This is a genomic window from Streptomyces sp. NPDC030862 (genome assembly GCF_055571835.1).
Window position 1 is genome coordinate 308,902 of sequence record NZ_JBVIEN010000009.1, and the last position, 23,248, is coordinate 332,149.

General features: G+C 70.3%; 19 protein-coding genes, 1 tRNA gene and 1 pseudogene. 9 read left to right on the forward strand and 12 right to left on the reverse strand.

Annotation, left to right across the window (positions count from 1 at the left end; all coding sequences use genetic code 11):
* The first annotated feature begins 46 nt into the window (after positions 1-46).
* Entirely contained in the window at positions 47-1,048 is a 1,002-nt protein-coding gene (locus tag ACZ42X_RS24920; protein WP_468294156.1) for a zinc-binding dehydrogenase, read from the forward strand.
* Between the two features lie 34 nt (positions 1,049-1,082).
* On the opposite strand, the gene ACZ42X_RS24925 is transcribed toward ACZ42X_RS24920, so the two are convergent.
* From ACZ42X_RS24925 to ACZ42X_RS24935, 3 genes are all read right to left on the reverse strand, one after another.
* Positions 1,083-3,425: an Orn/Lys/Arg family decarboxylase gene (locus ACZ42X_RS24925; RefSeq protein ID WP_468294158.1), complete on the reverse strand. Its 2,343-nt coding sequence runs from the start codon at positions 3,423-3,425 to the stop codon at positions 1,083-1,085.
* A gap of 547 nt (positions 3,426-3,972) precedes the next feature.
* Positions 3,973-4,449, reverse strand: coding sequence for a GNAT family N-acetyltransferase (locus tag ACZ42X_RS24930; protein WP_468294161.1), 477 nt, complete (start codon positions 4,447-4,449; stop codon positions 3,973-3,975).
* Entirely contained in the window at positions 4,446-5,327 is an 882-nt protein-coding gene (locus ACZ42X_RS24935) for an aminoglycoside phosphotransferase family protein (protein WP_468294164.1), read from the reverse strand. The genes ACZ42X_RS24930 and ACZ42X_RS24935 overlap by 4 nt, the downstream gene beginning before the upstream one ends.
* 61 nt (positions 5,328-5,388) lie before the next feature.
* On the opposite strand from ACZ42X_RS24935, the gene ACZ42X_RS24940 reads away from it, so the two are divergent.
* Positions 5,389-6,780: an NAD(P)/FAD-dependent oxidoreductase gene (locus ACZ42X_RS24940; RefSeq protein WP_468294167.1), complete on the forward strand. Its 1,392-nt coding sequence runs from the start codon at positions 5,389-5,391 to the stop codon at positions 6,778-6,780.
* Positions 6,781-7,736: 956 nt separating this feature from the next.
* Positions 7,737-8,678, forward strand: coding sequence for a hypothetical protein (locus ACZ42X_RS24945; RefSeq protein WP_468294170.1), 942 nt, complete (start codon positions 7,737-7,739; stop codon positions 8,676-8,678).
* A 512-nt stretch (positions 8,679-9,190) separates the two neighbouring features.
* On the opposite strand, the gene ACZ42X_RS24950 is transcribed toward ACZ42X_RS24945, so the two are convergent.
* A complete protein-coding gene (locus ACZ42X_RS24950; RefSeq protein ID WP_468294173.1) occupies positions 9,191-10,003 on the reverse strand; it encodes a protein phosphatase 2C domain-containing protein in 813 nt (270 codons plus the stop codon).
* A gap of 206 nt (positions 10,004-10,209) precedes the next feature.
* Here ACZ42X_RS24950 and ACZ42X_RS24955 point away from each other — a divergent pair.
* Positions 10,210-11,366 (forward strand): annotated as a pseudogene (locus ACZ42X_RS24955) (tyrosine-type recombinase/integrase).
* Between the two features lie 71 nt (positions 11,367-11,437).
* On the opposite strand, the gene ACZ42X_RS24960 reads toward ACZ42X_RS24955, so the two are convergent.
* Positions 11,438-11,511, reverse strand: a tRNA-Thr gene (locus ACZ42X_RS24960).
* Between the two features lie 184 nt (positions 11,512-11,695).
* On the opposite strand from ACZ42X_RS24960, the gene ACZ42X_RS24965 reads away from it, so the two are divergent.
* From ACZ42X_RS24965 to ACZ42X_RS24980, 4 genes are all read left to right on the forward strand, one after another.
* On the forward strand, positions 11,696-12,796 hold the full coding sequence (locus tag ACZ42X_RS24965; RefSeq protein WP_468294176.1) for an ABC transporter ATP-binding protein: 1,101 nt from the start codon (positions 11,696-11,698) through the stop codon (positions 12,794-12,796).
* Positions 12,797-13,005: 209 nt separating this feature from the next.
* Complete coding sequence (locus ACZ42X_RS24970) at positions 13,006-13,419, forward strand: hypothetical protein (RefSeq protein WP_468294179.1); 414 nt, start codon at positions 13,006-13,008, stop codon at positions 13,417-13,419.
* Positions 13,420-13,435: 16 nt separating this feature from the next.
* On the forward strand, positions 13,436-14,152 hold the full coding sequence (locus tag ACZ42X_RS24975; RefSeq protein ID WP_468294182.1) for a nucleotidyltransferase family protein: 717 nt from the start codon (positions 13,436-13,438) through the stop codon (positions 14,150-14,152).
* Positions 14,153-14,242: 90 nt separating this feature from the next.
* Entirely contained in the window at positions 14,243-14,740 is a 498-nt protein-coding gene (locus ACZ42X_RS24980) for a YfbM family protein (protein ID WP_468294185.1), read from the forward strand.
* Here the strand turns inward: ACZ42X_RS24980 and ACZ42X_RS24985 are convergent.
* The 7 genes from ACZ42X_RS24985 to ACZ42X_RS25015 all read right to left on the reverse strand — a co-directional run bounded on the left by ACZ42X_RS24985 (position 14,670) and on the right by ACZ42X_RS25015 (position 21,874).
* Positions 14,670-15,491 (reverse strand): hypothetical protein, encoded by an 822-nt coding sequence (locus ACZ42X_RS24985; protein ID WP_468294187.1) that lies wholly within the window; start codon positions 15,489-15,491, stop codon positions 14,670-14,672. The two genes, ACZ42X_RS24980 and ACZ42X_RS24985, sit on opposite strands and share 71 nt — an antisense overlap.
* Positions 15,492-15,614: 123 nt before the next feature.
* A complete protein-coding gene (locus ACZ42X_RS24990) occupies positions 15,615-17,285 on the reverse strand; it encodes a DoxX family membrane protein (protein WP_468294190.1) in 1,671 nt (556 codons plus the stop codon).
* A 95-nt stretch (positions 17,286-17,380) separates the two neighbouring features.
* On the reverse strand, positions 17,381-18,331 hold the full coding sequence (gene rlmB, locus ACZ42X_RS24995) for a 23S rRNA (guanosine(2251)-2'-O)-methyltransferase RlmB (RefSeq protein WP_468294193.1): 951 nt from the start codon (positions 18,329-18,331) through the stop codon (positions 17,381-17,383).
* Between the two features lie 77 nt (positions 18,332-18,408).
* Positions 18,409-19,809, reverse strand: a complete 1,401-nt coding sequence (cysS, locus tag ACZ42X_RS25000) for a cysteine--tRNA ligase (protein WP_468294196.1) — start codon at positions 19,807-19,809, stop codon at positions 18,409-18,411.
* Between the two features lie 38 nt (positions 19,810-19,847).
* Complete coding sequence (ispF, locus tag ACZ42X_RS25005) at positions 19,848-20,336, reverse strand: 2-C-methyl-D-erythritol 2,4-cyclodiphosphate synthase (protein ID WP_361417123.1); 489 nt, start codon at positions 20,334-20,336, stop codon at positions 19,848-19,850.
* Positions 20,326-21,081, reverse strand: coding sequence for a 2-C-methyl-D-erythritol 4-phosphate cytidylyltransferase (ispD, locus tag ACZ42X_RS25010; RefSeq protein WP_468294199.1), 756 nt, complete (start codon positions 21,079-21,081; stop codon positions 20,326-20,328). The genes ispF and ispD overlap by 11 nt, the downstream gene beginning before the upstream one ends.
* A gap of 310 nt (positions 21,082-21,391) precedes the next feature.
* The gene (locus tag ACZ42X_RS25015; RefSeq protein ID WP_003953493.1) at positions 21,392-21,874 is read right to left on the reverse strand and encodes a CarD family transcriptional regulator; all 483 of its coding nucleotides are present in this window, start codon (positions 21,872-21,874) and stop codon (positions 21,392-21,394) included.
* Between the two features lie 627 nt (positions 21,875-22,501).
* Between ACZ42X_RS25015 and ACZ42X_RS25020 the strand changes: the two genes are divergently transcribed.
* Entirely contained in the window at positions 22,502-23,194 is a 693-nt protein-coding gene (locus ACZ42X_RS25020; protein WP_468294202.1) for a DUF461 domain-containing protein, read from the forward strand.
* Positions 23,195-23,248: the final 54 nt, after the last annotated feature.

The window sequence follows — 23,248 nt, forward strand, 5'->3', positions numbered from 1 at the left end:
TTGAGGTTGAAGGCTGGGGCCCTCACCAGAACAAGGGAGAGAGCCCGTGCACGCCATCCGCCTCCACGCCTTCGGTCCCGCCGAGAACCTCACCTACGAGCAGACGCCCGACCCCCGCCCCGCCCCCGGCCAGGTCCGCATCGCCGTCGCCGCGGCCGGCGTGCACCTCCTCGACACCGCGCTGCGCGAGGGCATGAAGGGCCCCTTCCCCGCCCCCGCCGAGCTGCCCACCATCCCCGGCCGCGAGGTCGCCGGAACCGTCGACGCGCTCGGCGAGGGCACCGACCCCGCCTGGCTCGGCAGGCGCGTCGTCGCGCACCTGGGCCTCGCGCCCGGCGGCTACGCCGAGCTCGCCGTCGTCGACGCGGCCCGGCTCCACGCGATACCGCCGGGCCTCGACGAGGCGGAAGCGGTCGCCATGATCGGCACGGGCCGCACCACCCTGGGCATCCTCCAGTTCACCGAGCTCAGCCCCGATGACGTCGTCCTCGTCACCGCCGCGGCCGGCGGCATCGGCACGCTCCTCGTCCAGTACGCGAAGAACGCCGGCGCCACCGTCGTCGGCCTCGCCGGCGGCCCCGCCAAGACCGCCCGCGTCGAGGCGAACGGCGCCGACCTCGCCGTCGACTACAAGCTTCCCGACTGGCCGGAGCGCGTCCGCGCACACCTCGGCGACGCGCGGCCCGCCACCGTCGTCTTCGACGCCGTCGGGGGCGACACCGCCCGCGCCGCCGTCGACCTCCTCGGCAAGGGCGGCCGGCACGTCGTCTACGGCTGGGCGGGCGAGAACCTGCACGACGGGGAGCCGCTCACGTACACCGACGAAGAACTCGCCGAGCGCGGCATCGCCTCCGTCAACGTCCTCGGCCCCGCCATGCTCCACAAGGCCGGCGGCGACGTCCGCAACCTGGAGCTCGCCTCCCTCGCCGAAGCCGCCGCCGGCCGCCTGCGCCCGGCCGTCCAGCGCTTCCCGCTCGCCGAGGCGGCCGCAGCCCACCGCGCCCTGGAGACCAGGGCGACGACGGGCAAGGTCGTCCTCGTGCCCTGAAGGCTCAACCCCTGAGGGCTCATCTCGTGAGGACTCAACCCGTAACGGGCTCCTTGACGCAGCGCAGCCAGTACCGGCCCTCGGCGTGGTGCACCCCGTGCGTCTCGCTCGCGAACCCCGGGAAGCGCTGGTCGAAGGCCTCCAGCACCCGCAGGTAGGTCAGCAGCGGCCCGTCGTGCCGCCCGGCGCGCTCCCCGGGCATGAGGACCGGAATGCCGGGCGGGGTCGTCGTCACCTGCGTGGCGACGACCCGCTCGGCCACCTCGGACAACGGCACCAGCTCCGTACCGCCCCGGATGAACCGCTGGTACGCCTCGACCGGCGTCAGCACCGGCTCGGGCGGCTCGGCGCCGGTGAACGCCTGGTTCCCCAGCCCGATGAGCCGGCTCTCCCTCAGGTAGCCGTGCATCTCGGCGCACAGCTCCGGCAGGCTCAGCGCGCCGTACCGCTCGGGGTGCGCGCGTACGAGGGCGGGGAGCGCGTCCGCGAGCGGGACGGCCTTGTCGAAGAGGTGCTTGAAGTCGGTGAGCGCGTCGAGCAGCGTGCCCCACTTGCCCTTGGTGATGCCCATCGAGAACAGCACCAGGAAGGTGTAGACGTCGGTCTTCTCGACCACGATCTGCCGCGTCTCCAGGTACTCGGTCACGATGCGCGCCGGAATGCCGAAGTCCGCCACGGCGCCGGAGGCGTCCGTACCGGGGCACGTCATCGTCACCTTGACCGGGTCCAGCAGGCAGAAGCCCGGCTCCAGGCCCGGGAACCCGTGCCAGTCGGCCTCCGGATCCAGCGTCCAGCAGTTCGGGTCCGTCTGGAGCAGCTCCAGCGGCGCGTTCTCGAAGGCGTACCGCTGACCGGTGTACGGGTGCACGACCTCCGACGGCTGCCAGACCCCGAAGAACCACGGCCGCCGGCTCTGCTCCTCCGCGAGCCGCCGCCCGAGCCGGATCACCGCCTGCCGGAAGCGGATCGCCTCGTTGATCACCTCCGTGGTGAGCCACTGCCCGGCGGGGCCGTCCATCATCCCGGCCGCCACATCGCAGGACGCGATCATCGGGTACGACGGCGAGGTCGTGGCGTGCATCATGTACGTCTCGTCGAACAGCGCCCGCTCGAACGGCGCCTTCGGCGCGCTCTTGACGTGGATCATCGACGCCTGCGACAGCGCGGCGAGCAGCTTGTGCGTCGAGTGCGTGGTGAAGACGGTCGGCCGCGTCTCGTCCGGAAGGCCGTCCGCACCGCCGTCCCCTCCCACCGCCATCCCGAAGCGGCGGGCGTACAGCGGGTGGAAGCGGGCGTAGGCGAACCACGCCTCGTCGAAGTGCAGCACCGAGGTGGCCGGACCGATCAGCTCGGCCACCCGCACGGTGTCGTAACACAGCCCGTCGTACGTCGAGTTGGTGACGACGGAGTACACCGGCTGGTCGTTGGCGGCGGCCCTGGCCAGCGGGCTGCCCTCGATCTGCCGCCGCACCGCCTCGGGCCGCAGCCGGTGCGGCGGGATGGGGCCGGTGATGCCGTAGCCGTTGCGCGTCGGTACGAGATACACCGGGCGGGCCGCGGCGAGGGTGACACCGTGGTCGATCGACTTGTGGCAGTTGCGGTCCAGCACCACGATCTCGTCCTTGGCGACCACGCCGTGGATGATCATGCGCGTCGAGGTGGAGGTGCCGTGCAGCACGAAGTACGTCTCGTCCGCGCCGAAGATCCGCGCCGCGTTGCGCTCCGCCTCCCCGATGGGCCCGGTGTGCTCGAAGAGCGAACCCAGCTCACCCACGGAGACGGAGATGTCCGACCGGAACAGCCGCTCCCCGTAGTAGTCGTGGAACATCTTCCCGACCGGCGACTTCAGGAACGCCACCCCGCCGGCGTGGGCGGGGGTGTGCCACGAGTACTCGTGCGTGTCGTCGAATCGGCGCAGCTCGCGGAAGAACGGCGGCAGGATGTGCTCGAAGTACCGGCGGGCGGCGAAGTCGATCCGGCCGGCGATGAAGTCCGGCGTGTCCTCCAGCAGCCACACCCAGCCGTTGATCACCTCCGACACCCACAGCGGGGTGTCGTCCGCGTAGTCCCCGGTGGTCACGAGGAACACCGGCAGCCGCGACGAGAACCGCTCCAGGAGCGCGCGCAGAGCGCCCTCGGCCGGGTTCTTCGTGTCGCGCATCCGCCCCAGCCGGTCGGGCAGCTCCCAGCTCACGACGGCGGCGGCCAGATCCGCCTGCGACACGGCCACGGCCACGGCGTCCGACACGTCACCGACCGCCAGGACCTCGTGCCCCAGGCTCCGCAGCGCCGCACACACCTGCTCCATCTTCGCGGCCGGAACCGCGCCGCAGTCCGCCGGATCCCCGACGGCGACCAGGATCGTGGAACTCGTCACCGGAACGCACCTCCGTCCTCCACGCCCCGACCGTGACACAAGCCGGACATACCGGCCACACGGAAGAGGCCGTTCGGCCTCGGAGGCGCGAAAGGGAGCATGCTGCGACCCCGGCAAAGGCAGCCGCACGACGAAAAACAGCCGGCCCTCGGCAAGGGGTTCCGAAGACCGGCCGGACAGCTCTACTCAGGCGTCGTCGCGGAGAGCCAGCCTCATGATCGCAGCCCACACCGCCTTAGCAGCGAGTGCGACCGCGAACCGTGAAGCCAACTCCTTGATCCACGACTCCTTCTCCTTTGCGGCCATCTTGCATCCTCCTCATCCGGGCATACGGCAAGCCAACGCCCGCCGCCAAGGCGGTAGGGGTACCGCCTCGCAGGAGCGGAGAGACCGGCCCCGGCGGGTCCCCTTAACATCCGCCGGGGCCCGGCCCCCCATGCGCCCGGATCAGTGAGGTGCATGCAGGCAGGCTATCCGGCCGCATCCCTGGACTCCAGCCGCCCACACGGCAGTTGATGACCGGTGGTGCCCTTGCGCCGGCGGCGCGCTACGCGCTCGCACCCAGGCTGTGGAGAGCCTCGTCCGTCAGCCGGTACACCGTCCACTCGTCCTGCGGCCGCGCCCCCAGCGACTCGTAGAAGTCGATCGACGGCGTGTTCCAGTCCAACACCGACCACTCCAGCCGCTCGTACCCCCGCGCCACACAGATGCGCGCCAGCTCCGTCAGCAGCGCCTTGCCGTGCCCGCCGCCGCGCGCCTCCGGCCGTACGTACAGGTCCTCCAGGTAGATCCCGTGCACCCCGCGCCACGTCGAGAAGTTGAGGAACCACAGCGCGAAGCCGACGGCCTCGCCGTCCTCCGTCTCCGCGATGTGCGCGTACGCCGCCGGGCGGTCGCCGAACAACGCCTCCCGCAGCTGCTCCTCGCTCGCCCGCGCCTCGTCGAGCGCCTTCTCGTACGCGGCGAGCTCGCGGACCATCGCGTGAATGACAGGGACATCGTCGACCACAGCAGTACGAATCATGAGAGCAGTATCCGGCCCACCTCCGCCCGCTCCCCCAGCAGGATCGTCTCCCCGTCCTCCACCTCCCACAGGGAGTCCTCCAGCACCCGCCCCAGCGTCCACGCCCGGGCCCGCTCCCGGTCGAGCCCCAGCACCTCCGTCATCAGGTCGAACCGCCACCGCACCTCACCGGGCTCGAACCGGTTGCACAGCGCCGGCAGCAGCTCGAACCCCGGATCACCGGCCAGCGGCTTCGGGTCGATCGCCAGCCACGGCTCCCGGTCCGCCGCCAGCACGTTGTCGAAGTGCAGGTCCCAGTGGAGCAGCCGGTCCCCCGGCTCCCCCGCCACCTCCCGCACCGCCGCCGCGCACTCCCGCACCAGCCGCCGGTCCTCCGCCCGCGCCAGCCGGCGCAGCGCCTCCGGTACGCCGTCGAGCATGCCCGCCGCCAGGTCGCCCAGGCGCCGCAGCCCGGCCGGCGCCGGCGTCGCCACCAGCCGCGCCAGCACCCCCGCCAGGACCGCCGTCGCCTCCCGCGCGTCCCCGACCGCCGACAGGGACCGGCCGTGCGGCAGCCACTCCAGCAGCAGCGTGCCCGTCGCGGCGTCCTCCGTCAGCAGCCGTACGGCCCCGCCCCCGGCCCACGCCCGCAGCGCGGCGCCCTCGCCCGCGCTCTCCTCGTCCAGCAGCTGCAGCTTCAGCGCCGCCCGCGCCCCGGTCGCCGTCACCACCGGCACCACCAGCGCGACCAGCCCGTGCATCACCGGCCCCGCTTGCCGGAGCCCCCACTCCCCCAGGAACCGCTCCACCAGCCCCGGCAGCGCGGCGACGAACGCCCGCCCCTCCGCGCCGTTGAACTCCTCCTGCGTACGCGCCAACTCGGCAGGCACCTCGATCACCGCGCCACGCCCCCATCCAGTAACGTCCACACCCACCCGACAGCAGCACCCAAGGAACCACATGGACACCGTCAACGGCGGCATATCGTTCTGGTACGCACAGGAGGGCACGCCGGCCCCCCGGGAACCACTCCCCGGCGACACCACGGCAGACGTCTGCATCGTCGGCGGCGGCTACACCGGCCTGTGGACCGCGTACTACCTCAAGAAGGCCGTCCCCTTCCTCAACATCACCGTCCTGGAAGGCAGGTTCTGCGGCTACGGCGCCTCCGGCCGCAACGGCGGCTGGCTCTACAACGGCATCGCCGGCCGCGCCCGCTACGCCAAGCGCCACGGCCACGAGGCCGCCGTCCGCCTCCAGCGGGCGATGAACGACACCGTCGCGGAGGTCGTCAAGGTCGCCGGCGACGAGGGCATCGACGCCGACATCCACCAGGGCGGCGTCCTCGAAGTCGCCCACACCCCCGCCCAGCTGGCCCGCCTGAAGGACTTCCACTCCGTCGAGGTGGCCTTCGGCGAAACCGACCGCGAGCTCTACGGCGCCCGCGACACCGCCGCCCGCATCCGCGTCACCGGCGCGGTCGGCTCCAGCTGGACGCCGCACGGCGCCCGCATCCACCCGGTGAAACTGGTCAAGGGCCTGGCCGCCGCCGTCGAAGCCCTCGGCGTCACGATCCACGAATCGACACCCGTCACCGAGATCAAGCCGAAGCACGCCGTCACCCCGTACGGCACGGTCCGCGCGCCCTACGTCCTGCGCTGCACCGAGGGCTTCACCGCGAACCTCAAGGGCCACAAGCGCACCTGGCTCCCCATGAACTCCTCCATGATCGCCACAGAGCCGCTACCCCCCGAACTGTGGGACGAACTCGGCTGGAGCAACCGCGAAACCCTCGGCGACCTGGCCCACGCCTACATGTACGCCCAGCGCACCGCCGACGACCGCATCGCCCTCGGCGGCCGCGGCATCCCGTACCGCTACGGCTCACGCACCGACAACGACGGCCGCACCCAGCCCGCCACCATCGAGGCCCTGCGCGACATCCTGATCCGCTTCTTCCCCGCCCTCGCCGGCACCCGCATCGCCCACGCCTGGTCCGGCGTCCTCGGCGTCCCCCGCGACTGGTGCGCCACCGTCACCCTCGACCGCTCCACCGGCCTCGGCTGGGCCGGCGGCTACGTCGGCTCGGGCGTCGCCACCGCCAACCTCGCGGCCCGCACCCTGCGCGACCTGATCCAGCAGGACTCCGGCCAGTCCGGCCCCACGGACCTCACCACCCTCCCCTGGGTCAACCACAAGGTCCGCCCCTGGGAACCGGAACCCCTGCGCTGGCTCGGCGTCCACACCCTCTACGCCGCCTACCGCACCGCGGACCACCAGGAGGCCACCACCCACACCCCCACGACCCCCCGCCTCGCCACCTTGGCGGACCGCCTCTCGGGCAGGCACTGACGGGAACCGCACGTCTCGCGGAGGCACGGGGAGGCACCCGAAAAGGCCCCGGACGCACTGGTCCGGGGCCTTGCCCACCGAGCTCCTGTCGGGTTCGAACCGAGGCCCGTGCTGCACAAGTCGATTCGGAGAGGTGAACCAGGCCTACGAGCTCGCGCTGCCCCTCACCATCGACACATTGAGCGCGAGAACCCTCTCGACTGCTCCCAGGACCTCGTCGTCGGAGGGATCCACCAGCTCACGCATCTCGGCCAGCCTCGACATCGCGGGTCACCTCTGCCATCCAGGCACGCCAGTTCTTGGTGGGTCTCTTCGCCATGGCGGGAAGGTGCGCCGGGGCACTGACATCCGCGGTCCTGGGATCAGACAGAAGGGCCGGCGCCGGGGAGGCATGCCCCTGCGCCGGCCCTTCGCAAAGAGCCCCCTGTCGGGTTCGAACCGACGACCCCCGCTTTACAAGAGAGGGAAGGCCACTGCGGCTCTGACCTGCACATCTTCCCATCAGGCAGACGTGCCATCAGGCCCCTGCTGACTACCGGTGTTCCCCGTGACTCCCCGCCCGATCTGGCACGGGTGTGGCACGCTGCCACCAGTCGCACCACTGGTCCGTGAACTCATCCCGGTGATCCAGGAAAAGCCTCGCGCAGGCATGGCGCTTGCGTGACACTTTAAAGGTGTTCGAAACTACGACGCTAGATGAACTTCTCCAGTCTTGCCGATCCGCCCTGCGCGATTTCGCACCGTCTCCAGACGATCAGACTGGGCTGGCCTACGCCACAGGCAGAGCTAGCCAGTTCCCTGTCGATCGCAAGGTTCTTCCGGTTCCGGGGGTGGTGGAATTGGTGATGCGCCTGGGCGTGGGGGCTCATAATTTGGGGAGGGCCGAGAAACTGGCATGGGAGTACCCTTTTAAGTTTCGAGGTCACTCATGCGCGCTAGCCTTGCAGAAATTTGGGATGCGTCTCTACATCACCCCACTGGAGGACGGTGAATCCGACCACCTAGAGGGCATCGCCAGGGAGATTTTCGGAAAGATCTCCGCCGCCGGTCGATGTATCGAGAGGCGCCTGCTTACGAAAGTGGCGAAGGAGGAAGTTCAAGCTGGCCGCGTCACGATCCACAACCAGGCTGGCAAGCTTCGGGCAATGTATGAATTCTTCCGACGTCTAGCCAAACAGGCCTACGCCGGCGAGGGAGTGCTGATGGGGGACCTGAAAAACGCTTCCGCGTCTGGATCGACTCCGGAGGCAGAGGAGCTCGCCCGCCAAATCCAGATGACAATCGGAGCGCCGATTGCTCGTGACCGCGAGGGCTTCTATGCGACCATCGCCATGATCAATGCCTACTTCAGCCTGCTCGAACATCTCCTAGTCCTCGCACTCCCAGCCACAGACTTCAACCCCAAGCGCGAGCCGATCACCGACTTCATCGGCAGCAAAATCCTAGAGAAGTATGATCGCGTATTCGACGTAAAGGGTGACCCTGTAGCCAAGAAATTCCGCGTCCGCCTTCATGGTGCGGCCGAAGTATGGCGAAACCCTTACGGTCACGGAGCGTTCGACAAGAGTCACGGCACGCTTTACTTTCAGGTTCCCGGCATCGGCGCGCTTCCTGCGATCCTTTCGGACATTCGATCTCATCCGACATTTCACTTCACCCCGGATCGCGAGAGCGCCTTTGAGGAATCGTGCACTCTCTTCGATGAGATTGACGAATGGCTGCGCAACGGACCTGTTCGCCACGGGGTGATGTGGGCTGAGGCTGGTCTCGGCGTCTCGTATGATTCATCATCTCTCGATCAATTTCGGTCGGCGGTTGAAGAGGGGGACGACGCGTTCATGTATTACCTGGAATCAGCGTCATATGCTGAAGAACAGGCAGCCAACATGGACTGGTAGAGGGGCCACGTTGGGACCGAGCCAGTCGTTGGTCATGCCCCAGGGGCCGCCTGCCGCATTTCCCACCACTCACCCCCGAACTCCCATCCCGTCTGCCGTCGACCCACACGTCAGTGGAGCGGGCGCGGTGCCGGGCGTCCAGGTGGAGCGCGCCACTGTACGAACGACCTGGACGCCCGGTGCCGTGTCTGCTCGGCTTGTCCTGGGTCGATGGCAGACGGGATGGGAGTTCCCCGCCTCAGCACCCCACCGGCCGGCACCCGCGTACGCCCCGCCATCCCGGAGCCTGAGGCCCCCGCCGGAGGCATGTCGGTGACCTTGGGCGCCGGTGGCCGTTGCGACTCGACTCATGCCCTTGGGCCTATCCCGCCTTGCAGGGGCGGGCGTCGGCGCAGCGGGGGCGGAGCGGGCCGAAGGCAGGAGCGGCGCCCCGAGCGGAGCCGGGAAGCCCGCCCGGCGGAGCGGAGCGCAGCCGGGTGCCTTGATGAGGTAGAGAAACCTGTAACAGCTCCCTATGGGCGGATGTACGCGATCGTCGCGTCGTCGTGCTGCTTGCTCCGGGGCCATCGGCTGAGATTGGGGTCGGCCTGCTCGATTTCGCGGACTTGCCGGATCGTGTCTTCGGGGCCATTGAGCGTGATCAGATCCAGAAAGCCCGGCCAATCGGTCGCATGGAACAAGGTCACGAGCCGCGCCGCGCCATCGGTCAACAGGGCCGCTCGCTGGACGTCGGACGCCCTCTCCGCACCGGTAATTGCCTGGCTTGCTGCTGCTGGGTCGGACGCTGCCACCCAGTACCCGCCCGGCTTGTTGCGGCTACCGCGCTCTTCCCGAACCAAGACCTGATGGGCCTGCTGTCGCTCGTCCGACCCTGGAGCCGCCTCCGCGAGTGCCTCGCGGGCTCGCGACGCCACGTGTGCAAGGCGATCATCCGTCGTGGCCGTGACGCTCCCGTTGCTGTCAATGAGGACTGTGCAGTCTCCTAGGACCAGCCACTCAAAGAGCCCGTTCCGTAGTCGCGCGATGGCCACCGTCGCGGATGGGGAGAGCGGACCGTCGACCGCGCAGGTGCGCCGGTGGACGTTCGCCGTGGTCTCGATGGCCTCTGCGAGGCAGTGAGCCAGGGAAGAGCCGGAATGATCCGCCTGGGTGTGCAGTCGGGTGCCGAGTTGCCTTACGTACCAGGCGACTCCGTGACTGCATCCCGACGTCAAGCCTGGCGCCATGCCGGCGCCGTCCAGCACCACGGCCACCGTGGAGCTGGAGAGCGCGAAGTCCTCGTTCGCCCCGTGAAGACGTGCGGCACTGACCTCGGAGACAAGCACGTTAGGTCGTCTCGTGGATCAGGACGCCACTGAGGGCTCGGCTACTTGTGATCGTCTTGCTGCCCGGCTCATAGTCGGCTGTGACCACCATGGAGAACGGGGAGCTTCCTGCCTGCTCGTAGATGCTGGCGATGTTCTCGCTGAGGAAGTGGGCCACGCCCAGCGAGGGCCGACACGTCCGCATCCCTGTTCAGGGCGGTGGCCTGATGGCGAACAAGAAGGGGAGGCGTCGTCGCTTCGGCAGTGTGCGGCAGCTTGCGTCCGGCCGTTGGCAGGCTCGCTACCGCGACCCGCTGACGGGCGAGATGAAGTCCGCGCCACACACCTTCGACACCAAGACGGACGCCGACGTCTGGCTGACCACTGTCGAGGCGGAGATCATCCGGGGCGCCTACCAGTCCCCCGACGCCGGCAAGGTGGCTTTCGGGGCTTACGCCGACGACTGGTTGAAGCACCGGAAGCTTGAGGACCGGACTCGGGAGCGGAACGAGAGCGTGATCCGGCTGCACATCAAGCCGACTTTCGGGGCGGGGACCGTAGCTGCGATCACCACGCCACGCGTACGGGCATGGCGTACCGCTCTCCTGGACGCCGGTGTGGGCGAGCCGACCGTCGTCAAGGCTTACCAGCTACTGCGGGCCATCCTGAACACTGCGGTGGATGACGAGCTGATCCGTCGCAACCCGTGCCGGATCAAAGGCGCCGACCGCTATGACGTTCCGGAGCGCCCCGTCCTCACCGTGGCTGAGGTGTACGCCGTGGCCAACGCCATCCAGCCGTACCACCGCGCGCTCATCCTCCTCGCCGCCTTCACCACGCTCCGGTTCGGTGAGCTGGCCTCGCTCCGGCGCCGGGACCTCGACCTGAACCGCGGGGTGGTCCTGGTCCGTCGTGCCCAGTCCGAGCTGCAGAACGGCAAGCTGGCCGACAAGGCGCCGAAGTCCGCCGCCGGTGTCCGGCCGGTCGCCTTCCCCGCCGAACTCGTCCCCGAGCTTGCTCACCACTTGGAGAACTTCGCCGGCGCCGGGCGGGACGGACACCTCTTCCAGGGACCCCGGGGTGGCCTCCTGCGGCGCAGCAACTTCCGGGACGACTGGACCGACGCCCGCACCAAGGCCGGCGTCTCCAGGGACGTGCACTTTCACGATCTGCGCCACACCGGGAACACCCTCGCCTCCAGCGCCGGGGCCAGTACCCGCGAACTCATGACGCGGATGGGGCACAGCACGACCCGGGCCGCGCTGATCTACCAGCACATGACGAGCGACCGCGATCAGCACATCGCCGGGAAGCTCGGAGAGATGATCCGCCGGGCCCGGGAAGAGCAGGAGAGGGGAGTGATCAGCCGCCTTCTGGCACGTAGGTGGCACGGCCGTGATCATGCCGAAGGGCCAGCCTCGGGGAAATCCCCCCGTGAGCTGGCCCTTCGTCTTGAGCCCCCTGTCGGGTTCGAACCGACGACCCCCGCTTTACAAGAGCGGTGCTCTGGCCAGCTGAGCTAAGGAGGCACTGCGCACGAGTGTAACCGGACGCCACCGACCGTCGCTGCGGAAATTGGCCTTCGTTCACCTACTGACAGACGCCAAACGGCCAGGTACCGTCACCCGGAGTTCACCCACGTGGACTAGACCCATCACTTCCTTCCACTCGGATCGTCCGGCACGTTCCTGCCGGTGAAGGGATCACATCACCATGGCTTCCGTCACGTTCGACAAAGCGACCCGGATCTACCCCGGGGGCACCAAGCCCGCCGTCGACCAGCTCGAGATCGAGATCGCCGACGGCGAGTTCCTCGTCCTCGTCGGCCCGTCCGGCTGTGGCAAGTCCACCTCCCTGCGCATGCTCGCCGGCCTGGAGGACGTCAACGGCGGCGCGATCCGCATCGGGGACCGCGACGTCACGCACCTGCCGCCGAAGGACCGGGACATCGCCATGGTGTTCCAGAACTACGCGCTGTACCCGCACATGACCGTCGCCGACAACATGGGCTTCGCGCTCAAGATCGCCGGCGTGAGCAAGGCGCTGATCCGCAAGAAGGTCGAGGAGGCGGCGAAGATCCTCGACCTCACCGAGTACCTGGACCGCAAGCCGAAGGCGCTCTCCGGCGGTCAGCGGCAGCGCGTCGCGATGGGGCGGGCCATCGTGCGGGAGCCGCAGGTGTTCCTCATGGACGAGCCGCTGTCGAACCTCGACGCCAAGCTCCGTGTCTCCACGCGTACACAGATCGCGAGCCTGCAGCGCCGTCTCGGCATCACCACCGTGTACGTCACCCACGACCAGGTCGAGGCGCTGACGATGGGCGACCGCGTCGCGGTGCTCAAGGACGGGTTGCTGCAGCAGGTCGACACGCCGCGCAACATGTACGACCGGCCGGCGAACCTCTTCGTCGCCGGGTTCATCGGCTCCCCCGCCATGAACCTGGTCGAGGTCCCGATCACCGACGGCGGCGTGAAGTTCGGCAACAGCGTCGTCCCCGTGTCGCGCGAGGCGCTGGCCGCCGCGAGCGGCAAGGGCGACAAGACCGTGACGGTCGGTGTCCGCCCGGAGCACTTCGACGTCGCGGGCGCCGAGAGCGACCAGGGCGTGGCGGTCCTGGTCAACGTCGTCGAGGAGCTCGGCGCCGACGGGTACGTGTACGGCTCCGCCCGCGTCGGCGGCGAGGACGACAAGGACCTGGTGGTCCGCGTCGGCGGCCGCTCCATCCCGGAGAAGGGCTCCGTGCTGCACGTCGTGCCGCGCCCGGAGGAGATCCACGTCTTCTCGACCTCCACGGGCGAGCGCCTCAGCGACTGACGCCCTCACACCCCGGCAACGGCCCCGCACTTCGGTGCGGGGCCGTTCCCGTAGGTCCGCCCGCCCGCCGGGATGTCGACAAATACCCCGGCACAGGGGTCATTTCGGACCCTGTTCGTCAACACCCGATTCGAAAAGGCGCGTCGAACCATCCCCCGTGGGGGTGACTAAATGTCTCCAAATCATCACTGGCCGCTACGCTCACGTCCGTGACCCACACAGCACGCCGAATCGGCCGCACTCTCGCCCTCGTCCTGCCCGTCGTCCTGGTGCTCTCCGGAACTCTCGCGGTCACCAGTGTCCCGTGGGCCGGCAGCCGCTCCGAGTCGCAGTTGCTCACCGCGTCGTCGGAGAACGTCTCCGTACGGGCCAAGTCCCGTGCACCGCAGGATATTCTCCGCGACCGCCTCCTCGCACAGCTTCAGGAGGAGAACCCCGGTGTCGCGCTGACCAGCCTGCAGCGTGCGGTGGAGGAGCGCCCCTCGCTCGCCAAGCACTGCATGTCGATCGCCCGCGCGCTCGGCCGCGCCGCCGTCCTCCACTACGGGCCCGTGCACGCCCAGTCGCACGCCCGGCCCGTGTGCGACACGTCGTACGCCTCCGGCGTCGCGAACGAGAGCTGAGCCACCCTGTCGAGGTATGCACACCTCTCCGACGCAGGCCGTGATCCTGGCGGGCGGCCAGGGCTCGCGTCTGCGCCCGTACACCGACGACCGCCCCAAGCCGATGGTCGAGATCCCGGGAACCGGGACCCCGATCATCGGCCATCAGCTTTCCTGGCTCGCCGCTGAGGGCGTCACGGACGCCGTCGTCTCCTGCGGCCACCTCGCCGACGTCCTCCAGCGCTGGCTGGAGTCGGCCGATCTGCCGCTGCGCGTCACCACCGTCGTCGAGCGCGAACCGCTCGGCCGGGGCGGCGGCCTGAAGTACGCGGCCGCGCGCCTGCCGCGCCCCGACCAGCCCTGGTACGCCACGAACGGCGACATCTGGACGCGCTTCTCGCTGCGCGAGATGGCCGCCTTCCACGCCGAGCGGGACGCCCTCGCCACCCTCTCGCTGGCCCGGCCCCGCATCCCCTGGGGCGCCGTCGAGACCGACACCTTCGGGAACGTCACCGACTTCGTCGAGGCGCCGCCGTCGCCGTACCTCATCAACGCCGGCGTGTACGTCCTCTCCCCCGCCTTCACACCGCTGCTGCCGGACGTGGGCGACCACGAGCGCACCACCTTCCCCCGCCTCGCCCGCGAGCGGCGCCTGGCGGGCTTCCCGCTGCCGCAGGGCGCCTACTGGCGGGCCATCGACACGGCGAAGGACCTGGAACGGGCGGCGGAGGAGCTCGCCGCGTACCAGTTCTGAGCTTGTCGCTGAACTCCGGCCGCCGGACGGGTGCCTGGTCTCTCGGAGCGACGCGACGCGTTATCGGACACGCTCCGTATGCTGCCGCCCATGAGTATGAACGGGGAGTACCTGCGCGTCACGCCCGCCGAACTGGACCGGGCCAGGAAGGATCCCGAGTGGGCGTGGGCTCTCGCCGAGAAGGCCCAGGACGCGCAGACGGAGGATGAACCCGTACCGGCCGAGGCGCGGCACTTCACTACACACCAGACATGGCACCTGCTCGGGTTCCTCCTGCAACGTTCTGGCTTCCCGGTCGACATCGTCCACGGAGAGGAACCCCTCGCCACCGATGACTGGGGTTACGAGCCGCCGCGGTACGTGACCCCCGAGCGAGTACAGCTGGCCGCTGACACCCTGCACCGGACGACGTACGACCGGCTGATCCAGGGTGTCGAACCCTCCGAACTCACCAAGGCCGAGATCTACCCCCAGATCTGGGACTCGTCCGCCTCACTGGAGTGGGCCCGCGACCTGTTCACGCCCCTGACGGAGTTCTTCCGGGGGGCCGCGTCCACCGGTCACGCGATGCTGATCTGGATCGACTGATCCAGGTGTCGCCCGTCTCCTCCAGCACGGATCCGTAGAGGGCGTTGGCCAGAGCCTGGGCCTGCTCCGGGGAGATGCCGAGGCCGAGCGGTACCCGGCGAGGGCTGTACGGGGACGAGCACACGGCGATCGGACTGTCGCCGGTCACGGTCCACCGGGGCCCGCCGGTCGAGTCCTGCTCGCCCACCAGGGATGCGGCCAGCTCGCCGGCCGCATCCGGACGTATCCCACAGCACGCGAGCGCTCGCGCCACGGTGTCACGCGCTTCGCCGGGCGTGTCGGCATCGCCGAGCATCGGCAGGAGCAGCAGGAGGCGCTGGGACGGATCGGACAGGCCTTCGTCGCCGTCCTGCGCGCTCGCGGCGAGAGTGACGAGTTCGGCCCAGGACAGGCCCGGGCCGGCCTGGTCGGCGCCGCACTGCCCGAGGTGACCGAGTCGCCCCCATGCGGGGTGGCGGACGAAGAAGTCGACGTTGTTCTCGTCCTCGAAGGAGGCGTAGACGACGTAGGCCGTATGCCCGCCGGCGAAGCGGACCCGAACGACGGGCCAGGGCTGCTCGGGGTCGGCGAGGCGATCCACCATCGCTTCGTAAGCCGATGCGTCCACCCCGTACCGCTCTGGCCGCCCACCCGGGTCACCCATCGTCAACAGGACATGGGCGAGCCAGAAGGCGGGGTCTCGCACGAGGTCCTCGCCCTCGACCAGGTCGCAGTCCTCGAAGTACTCCGGGATGTGCACGGCGGCGCTCATAGCGAGAGGTTACGGAAGACCGGGGCCGAGCTTTCGGCCGGGTGGGCGCCGGGTGGTGTTCGACGAGGGGCCGTCACCGTGGGGAACACGGTGACGGCCCCTCTCGCTCGTGTGTCGTGCGGGTCAGCCGAGCAGGCCGCCGATCGGGTTCCGGTTGCCGCCGCTGGAACCGCCGTCCTCGGAGCCGCCCGAGCCGCTGTCGTCGGAGCCACCGCCGCCCCCGCCCGAGGTGCCGGTGGAGCCGCTGGAGGACGGGCCCGAGCTGCTGCTGGCCGGCGGCTCCGGGTCCACGGGCCGGGACTGCTGCGGGGGCCGCTGGCCGGTGCCTTGCGTGGCGGTCGGCCGCTGGTCCTGCGCGCGCTCGCTCTCCCGGACGGTCCCGGCCGGGGTCGACTCGTCGGCGGTCGGGGCCTTGGAGGTGGACGCGGACGGCTTGGGCGGCCGGTGGGAGGACTCGCCGCGGGAGGACGGGGACTGCGAGCCGGGCTCCTGCGGCAGGGGCCGGCCGGGCAGGTGGTTGGTCGGGTCGTCGTTCGGCCCGGGCACGGTGACCATCTCGGTGGAGCGTACGGCTCCGCCGAGCACCGACCCGATGAGCAGCGTCAGGCCCACCACGACGGCCGCGACGAGCGCCCCGCGCCGCAGGACGCGGCGGCGCAGGTCCCACAGGGCGGAGCGGGGGCCGAGCGTGCGCCAGGCCTCGCCGGCGAGGCGGCCGTCGATGGAGTAGACGGGGGCGCCCGCGATGATCAGCGGTGACCAGGCGGCGAGGTAGACGATGTCGGGCGCGTCGTACGCGGGGACGGTGCGCCAGCTGACGGTGAGGATGAGCGCGGCGGAGAGCAGCGCGCCGAAGACGGCCGCCACCCGCTGCCAGAGGCCCAGGACGGTGAGCACGCCGACGATGACCTGGGCGAAGGCGACGGTGAGTCCGGCGCCGACGGGGTGGGCGAGGGCGAAGTCGCGCAGCGGTTCGGCGGCGGGCCAGGGGTGGAGGGAGGTGAGCCACTTGACCATGGAGCCGCGCTCGCCGCCGTCGAAGTAGACGGGGTCGCAGAGCTTGCCCATGCCGGCGTAGATGGAGATGAAGCCGAGGAAGACGCGCAGGGGCAGCAGGACGACGCCGAGGTTCATGCGGCGGCCGGGGTAGTAGGCGTGCCGCTGGGCGGCGGCGTCGGCGTAGGCCGCGCGGCGGTCGCCGCTGCCGCGCGTCGGGGTGTCGTCCGCGGCGTAGTCGTCCTGGTCGGTGCCGTCGGCGTGGGCGGCGGGGTCGTGCCGATGGTGGCGGTCATGCCCCCCGTAGGCACTCCCCTCGTAGCCGCTCCCCTCGTAGCCGCTCCCCTCGTAGCCGCTCCCCTCGTAGCCGCTCTCCTCATAGGCGCTTTCGGCGCGCCGCATGGGCGGCAGGAGGGGCGTCGGCATGGTGTCGTCGGAGAGGGTGACGCGGGGGATGACCTGGGTGGCGCCGGCGTCGCGCGACGGGTCGAGGGTGTCCACGGCGGCGGAGTCCCGTACGGCCTGGAGGAGGCCGGTCGCTCCGGGGTCGCCGGGTGACGACTTCCCGCTCCATACGACGGTCGCCCGCCGCCGTCCTCCCGCTCCCGCCGCGCCCGCGCTCACGGCGGGTACACGGGTGGTGGTTTCGGCGTACCGAGGCTTCTTGACCGGGGCGAGCTGCACCCGGAAGCTGGCGTGGTTCACGATGACCTGCGCGGGATCGCAATCCACCTTGACCATGCTCAACGCAGGCTGATCGTCGAACCCGGGCCGGGGCGTTCTGGTGTCCACACTCATCTAACCGAGTGACGCGGGGTTAGGACACTGCCTTGACGGCGGGGAAATGTCCGAGACCCGTCAAGATCATGACGGGTCTCGGATGGGTGTACGCGTCAGGCGCGGCGGCGCGCCGCCTCGTACAGGACGACACCGGCCGCGACACCGGCGTTGAGCGACTCGGCGCCGCCCGGCATCGGGATGCGGACGAGGAAGTCGCAGGTCTCGCCGACCAGGCGGGAGAGGCCCTTGCCCTCGCTGCCGACGACGATGACGACCGGGCCGCCGAGGGCGTCCAGCTCGTGGACCTCGGTGTCACCGTCGGCGTCCAGGCCGACGACGGTGATGCCGGCCTTCTGGTACGCCTCCAGGGCGCGGGTCAGGTTGGTCGCGCGGGCGACCGGGGTGCGGGCGGCGGTGCCGGCCGCGGTCTTCCAGGCGCCTGCGGTCATGCCGGCCGCGCGGCGCTCGGCCACGACGACGCCGTGGCCGCCGAAGGCGGAGACGGAGCGGACGACGGCGCCGAGGTTGCGCGGGTCGGTGACGCCGTCGAGGGCGACGATCAGCGGGTCCTCGCCGTCGTCGAAGGCGGCCGCGGCGAGGTCCTCGGGGTGGGCGTACTCGTACGGCGGGACCTGGAGGACGAGGCCCTGGTGGTTGAGGCCGTTCGTCATGCGGTCGAGCTCGGGGCGCGGGGCCTCCATGAGGTTGATGCCGCCGCGGTCGGCCGCGAGCTTCAGCGCGTCGCGCACCCGCTCGTCGTTGTCGATGAACTGCTGGACGTACAGCGTCGACGCCGGCACGCCGTCGCGCAGGGCCTCGAAGACGGGGTTGCGGCCGACGACCATCTCGGACGTGCCCTTGCCGCCGCGGCGGGCGACGGGGCGGCGCGTGGCCTTCTTCGCCTGGGCGTTGGCGATGCGGTTCTTCTTGTGCCCCTTGCGAGCGGACGCGGGCGGCGTCGGGCCCTTGCCTTCCAGGCCCCGGCGCCGCTGGCCACCGCTGCCGACCGTCGCGCCCTTCTTGTTGGACGTGCGGCGGTTCCTGCGCTGGCTGTTCCCGGCCATGACTTACCTGCTCTGGTCGATGCGTGTCGTACGTACGTCTGTATGAAGCGTCTATATGAAGTGTGCCAGCGCGGGGGCTACCGCGCGCCGAGCGTCCAACGCGGGCCGTCGGGGCTGTCCTCGATGACCAGGCCGGACTGGCCGAGCTGGTCGCGGATCGCGTCCGCCGTCGCCCAGTCCTTGCGGGCCCGCGCCGACTGGCGCTGGTCCAGGACCATGCGGACGAGGCTGTCGACGACGCCGTGGAGGTCCTCGCCCCGGTCGGCCTCGCCCGCCCAGTGCGGGTCGAGCGGGTCCAGGCCGAGGACGCCGAGCATGGCGCGGACCTCGGCGAGGCGGGCGACCGCGGCGTCCTTGTCGTCGGCGGCGAGCGCGCTGTTGCCCTGGCGCACGGTGGTGTGGATGATCGCGAGCGCCTGCGGGACGCCCAGGTCGTCGTCCATCGCCTCGGCGAAGGCGGGCGGCACCTCGGCGGCCGGCTCGACGGCCTTGCCGGCCTTCTCGACGACGCGCTGGATGAAGCCCTCGATGCGCGCGAAGGCGGACTCGGCCTCGCGCAGGGCCTCCTCGCTGTACTCGATCGTCGACCGGTAGTGCGGGGTGCCCAGGTAGTAGCGCAGGACGATGGGCCGCCACTGCCGGACCATCTCGGAGACGAGCACGGAGTTGCCCAGCGACTTGGACATCTTCTCGCCGCTCATGGTCACCCAGGCGTTGTGCACCCAGTAGTGGGCGAAGTCGTCGCCGTACGCCTTGGCCTGCGCGATCTCGTTCTCGTGGTGCGGGAAGACCAGGTCGAGGCCGCCGCCGTGGATGTCGAAGGCGGTGCCCAGGTACTTGTGCGCCATCGCCGAGCACTCCAGGTGCCAGCCGGGGCGGCCGCGGCCCCACGGCGTCTCCCAGTCGGGCTCGCCCGGCTTGGTCGCCTTCCACATGGCGAAGTCGCGCGGGTCGCGCTTGCCGGTGATGCCCTCCTCGGCGGGCTGGCGCAGGTCGTCGATGTCCTGGTTCGACAGCGACAGGTACTCCGGGAAGGAGCGCACGTCGAAGTAGACGCTGCCGTCCGCCACGTACGCGTGACCGCGCTCGATGAGGCCGCGCATCATCTCGACCATCTCGGTCACGTGGCCGGTGGCGCGCGGCTCGTAGGTGGGCGGGAGGCAACCGAGGGCCTCGTAGCCGTCGTTGAACGCGCGCTCGTTCTCGTACCCGATGGCCCACCAGGGGCGGCCCTGGTCCGCGGACTTGGCGATGATCTTGTCGTCGATGTCCGTGACGTTGCGGATGAACGTCACGTCGTAGCCGCGGTAGGCGAACCAGCGGCGCATGATGTCGAAGTTCAGCCCGGACCGGATGTGCCCGATGTGCGGGGCAGCCTGCACCGTGGCGCCGCACAGGTAGATCGAGACACAGCCCGGCCTGAGCGGGGTGAAGTCACGGATCTGCCGGGCGCTGGTGTCGTACAGGCGAATAGTCACCACTCCAGAGTAGTGGGCCGGTGCCAGTGCCCCGTGCCTCAGGTGGTACGGACGAGGAGCGCCGTCGCGATGGCGGCGAGGCCCTCGGCGCGGCCGGTGAGGCCGAGGCCGTCCGTCGTCGTGCCGGACACGGACACCGGGGCGCCGGCCGCCGCGCTGAGCGCCTTCTGAGCCTCGTCGCGCCGCTTGCCGATCTTCGGGCGTACGCCGATGACCTGGACGGCGATGTTGCCGATCTCGAAGCCCTCGGCGCGGACGATCCGGGCGGCCTCGGCGAGCAGGGTGACGCCGGACGCGCCGGACCACTCGGGGCGGGAGGTGCCGAAGTGGGCGCCGAGGTCGCCGACGCCGGCGGCGGAGAAGAGCGCGTCGCAGGCGGCGTGGGCGGCGACGTCGCCGTCGGAGTGGCCGGCGAGGCCGTAGCCGTCGGAGTCCTCCCAGAGGAGGCCCGCGCACCACAGCTCGCGGCCCTTCTCGAAGGCGTGGACGTCGGTGCCGATGCCGATGGTCGGCAGGCTAGAAGCCATCGTTGGCCCTCCTGCGGGCGAGGACCGCCTCCGCGAGGAGGAGGTCGAGGGGTCGGGTCACCTTGAACGCCTCCTCGTGGCCGGGGACGACCACGACCGGCTCGCCGAGCTGCTCCACCATGCTCGCGTCGTCGGTGACGCTGCCGGTGACGGTCGTGTGCGCGCGCACGAGCGTGTCGCGGTCGAAGCCCTGCGGGGTCTGTACGGCGCGGAGCGTGGCCCGGTCGGGCGTGGCGACGACCGGCTCGGGCTCGCCCTTCTCGCCGTCCTGGCGCGGCTCGACCTGCTTGACGGTGTCGGCGAGCGGCAGCGCGGGCACGACGGCGACGGCCCCGTCCCGTACGGCCTCGATGACCGCGTCGACGGTGTCGACGGGCACCAGCGGGCGGGCCGCGTCGTGGACGAGGACGGTGGTGATGCCGTCGGGCAGGGCGTCCAGGCCGAGGCGGACGGACTCCTGGCGCGTCTCGCCGCCGGGCACGACGAGGTAGTCGGTGCGCTCGGGGAGCGCGTGCGCGTCGAGGAGGTTCTTGACCTCGGCGGCGCCCTCCGGCGGGGCGACCACGACGACGAGCGAGACCGCGCGGGAGGCCGCCATGGCGCGTACCGCGTGGATGAGGATGGGGGTGCCGTTCAGCGCGCGGAGCGCTTTGGGGGCGCCCGGGCCGAGCCGTACGCCCCGGCCCGCTGCGGGGATCACCGCGGCGGTGCGGGTCGCGCGTGCGGGGGGTGCTTCGTCAGACATGGGTTGCACTCCGGCAGGTTTGTTGACTCGGCCGATTTGGGTATGGCCTTGGAGGCACGCCCGGACCGGAGGACGGTCGGGGTACTGTCGGCGCGGCGCCTTGACCGGACCCTTGCCCCTTCCGTGACGACGGTCGAGCGGGCCGCACCGGCCGGGGTACGGACATGCCGCAGCGCCCGGCGACGCGCTGTTGATCCGTACGTTTCGTACGAGTGGATCACAGCATGTCAGCGGGCACTGCGGCAACGCTTCGCGTCAGAACCGCTTGCGCGTCAAGACGTGCGTGTCAAGACGTGCGTGTGCGTGCGTGTCAGGACGCGAGGACCTCGTCGAGCAGGGCCTCGGCCTTGTCCTCGTTGGTGTTCTCGGCGAGCGCGAGCTCGCTCACCAGGATCTGGCGCGCCTTCGCGAGCATGCGCTTCTCTCCGGCGGAGAGACCGCGCTCACGCTCACGGCGCCACAGGTCACGCACCACTTCGGCGACCTTGATGACGTCGCCGGAGGCGAGCTTCTCGAGATTTGCCTTGTAGCGACGGGACCAGTTCGTCGGCTCCTCGGCGTACGGCGCGCGCAGCACCTCGAAGACCCGGTCCAGCCCATCCTGACCGACCACATCGCGCACGCCGACGAACTCCGCATTGTCCGCTGGCACACGAACCGTCAAGTCGCCCTGGGCGACCTTGAGCACCAAGTAGGTCTTGTCCACGCCTTTGATCTGGCGAGTTTCGATGGCCTCGATCAGCGCGGCCCCGTGATGGGGATAGACCACGGTGTCGCCAACCTTGAACGTCATGTGACAGGTACCCCTTCCGTGGCTATCCAGGGTAACACGAGAACAGCTTCTTCTGAATGGCGTTTTCGCAGGTCAGGGCATATCTCGGGGCTTGACAACACCGACGGGAACGTGCTGCGGAGGGCTTGCGGAAGGGGGTATTCGCAGGTCGGAGCGGCTGCACGGGCGAGCGGAAACGGGCCCGATACACGCATCCGGCTGCGGCGTGGCGAGGGTGAACGTCCTGTTTTGTCGGGTTCGAAGCGGTGAAGATCACGTACTCCGTTCGGATGTCGGTCACCCGCTCGGACGAGGGCGGCCATGATTCCCGAATTGGCGCGCGAGTGATCACCGAGGCTTTTCGGTTAACGAATGCGGAATTGATCAAGGAGGGTTATGTGAACGCCGTACGAGTGAGGTGAGGGGGTGGGGCGAGGGGGCCGGTTGAGGGGACCGGGTGGCGGAGGCCGACACGGACCGGGGATGGACCGGGGATGGACCGGGACCGGGTCGGGGGCGGGTCGGGTGCGGGAGCGGGGAGAGGGGTCGGTAACCTGAGCCCGCTGAGTGATCCTTAGCTCAGGCTTACCCGTCCGTCTTCGGTCGCCGTCATCCGTCCGTCCGTACGTCCTAGGAGTTGCCGCCGCCGTGAGCCGCAGCCTTCGACGCGGCGCCCTCGCCGCCACCGCCATCGTGTTCTCGATCGCCTCGCTCTCCGCCTGCGGCGCCGGCAATGACGCCCAGACGCTCCAGATCAGGCCGGACAACGCCGCCACCACCGTGGGCGACATCAAGGTGCAGAACGCCACGGTGCTCACGCAGGCGGGAGGTGGGAAGGACGGCGCCGCCGTCGTCTCCGCCACCCTCTTCAACGGCGGCGACAAGCCCGAGACGCTGGAGGGCATCCAGCTGCCGGGCTCCGACGCCACGGTGAAGCTCTCCCCCGCCGAGGGCTCGGGCGCCGTCACCGTCCCGGCGAACGGCTCGATCGTCATCGGCGGCGAGGGCAACGCCTCCGCGGTCATCGAGAACGTCGGCGACGCCGCCGCCGCCGGCGAGGCCCGCGAGGTCGTCTTCAAGCTCAGCGAGACCGGTGACGTGAAGCTGGACGCGTTCGTCGTGCCGGCGACCGGCTACTACGCGGACTTCGGTCCGTCCCAGGCCCCGAAGTCCCCGGAGTCCCCGGAGGCGACGAAGTCGCCCGAGGCCACGCCGACCGGTTCGCCCACCGGTTCGCCGACCGGCTCCCCCACGGGTTCGCCCGCGCAGGGCGAGGCCCAGGGTGAGGCCACCCCGGGCGCCCCGGCGGGCGGCGAGCAGTCGCACGCGGCCGACCACTGATGTACCACTGACGTACCGCTGACGTAGCAGCGCGCGAGGGGCGCCCCACCGGAC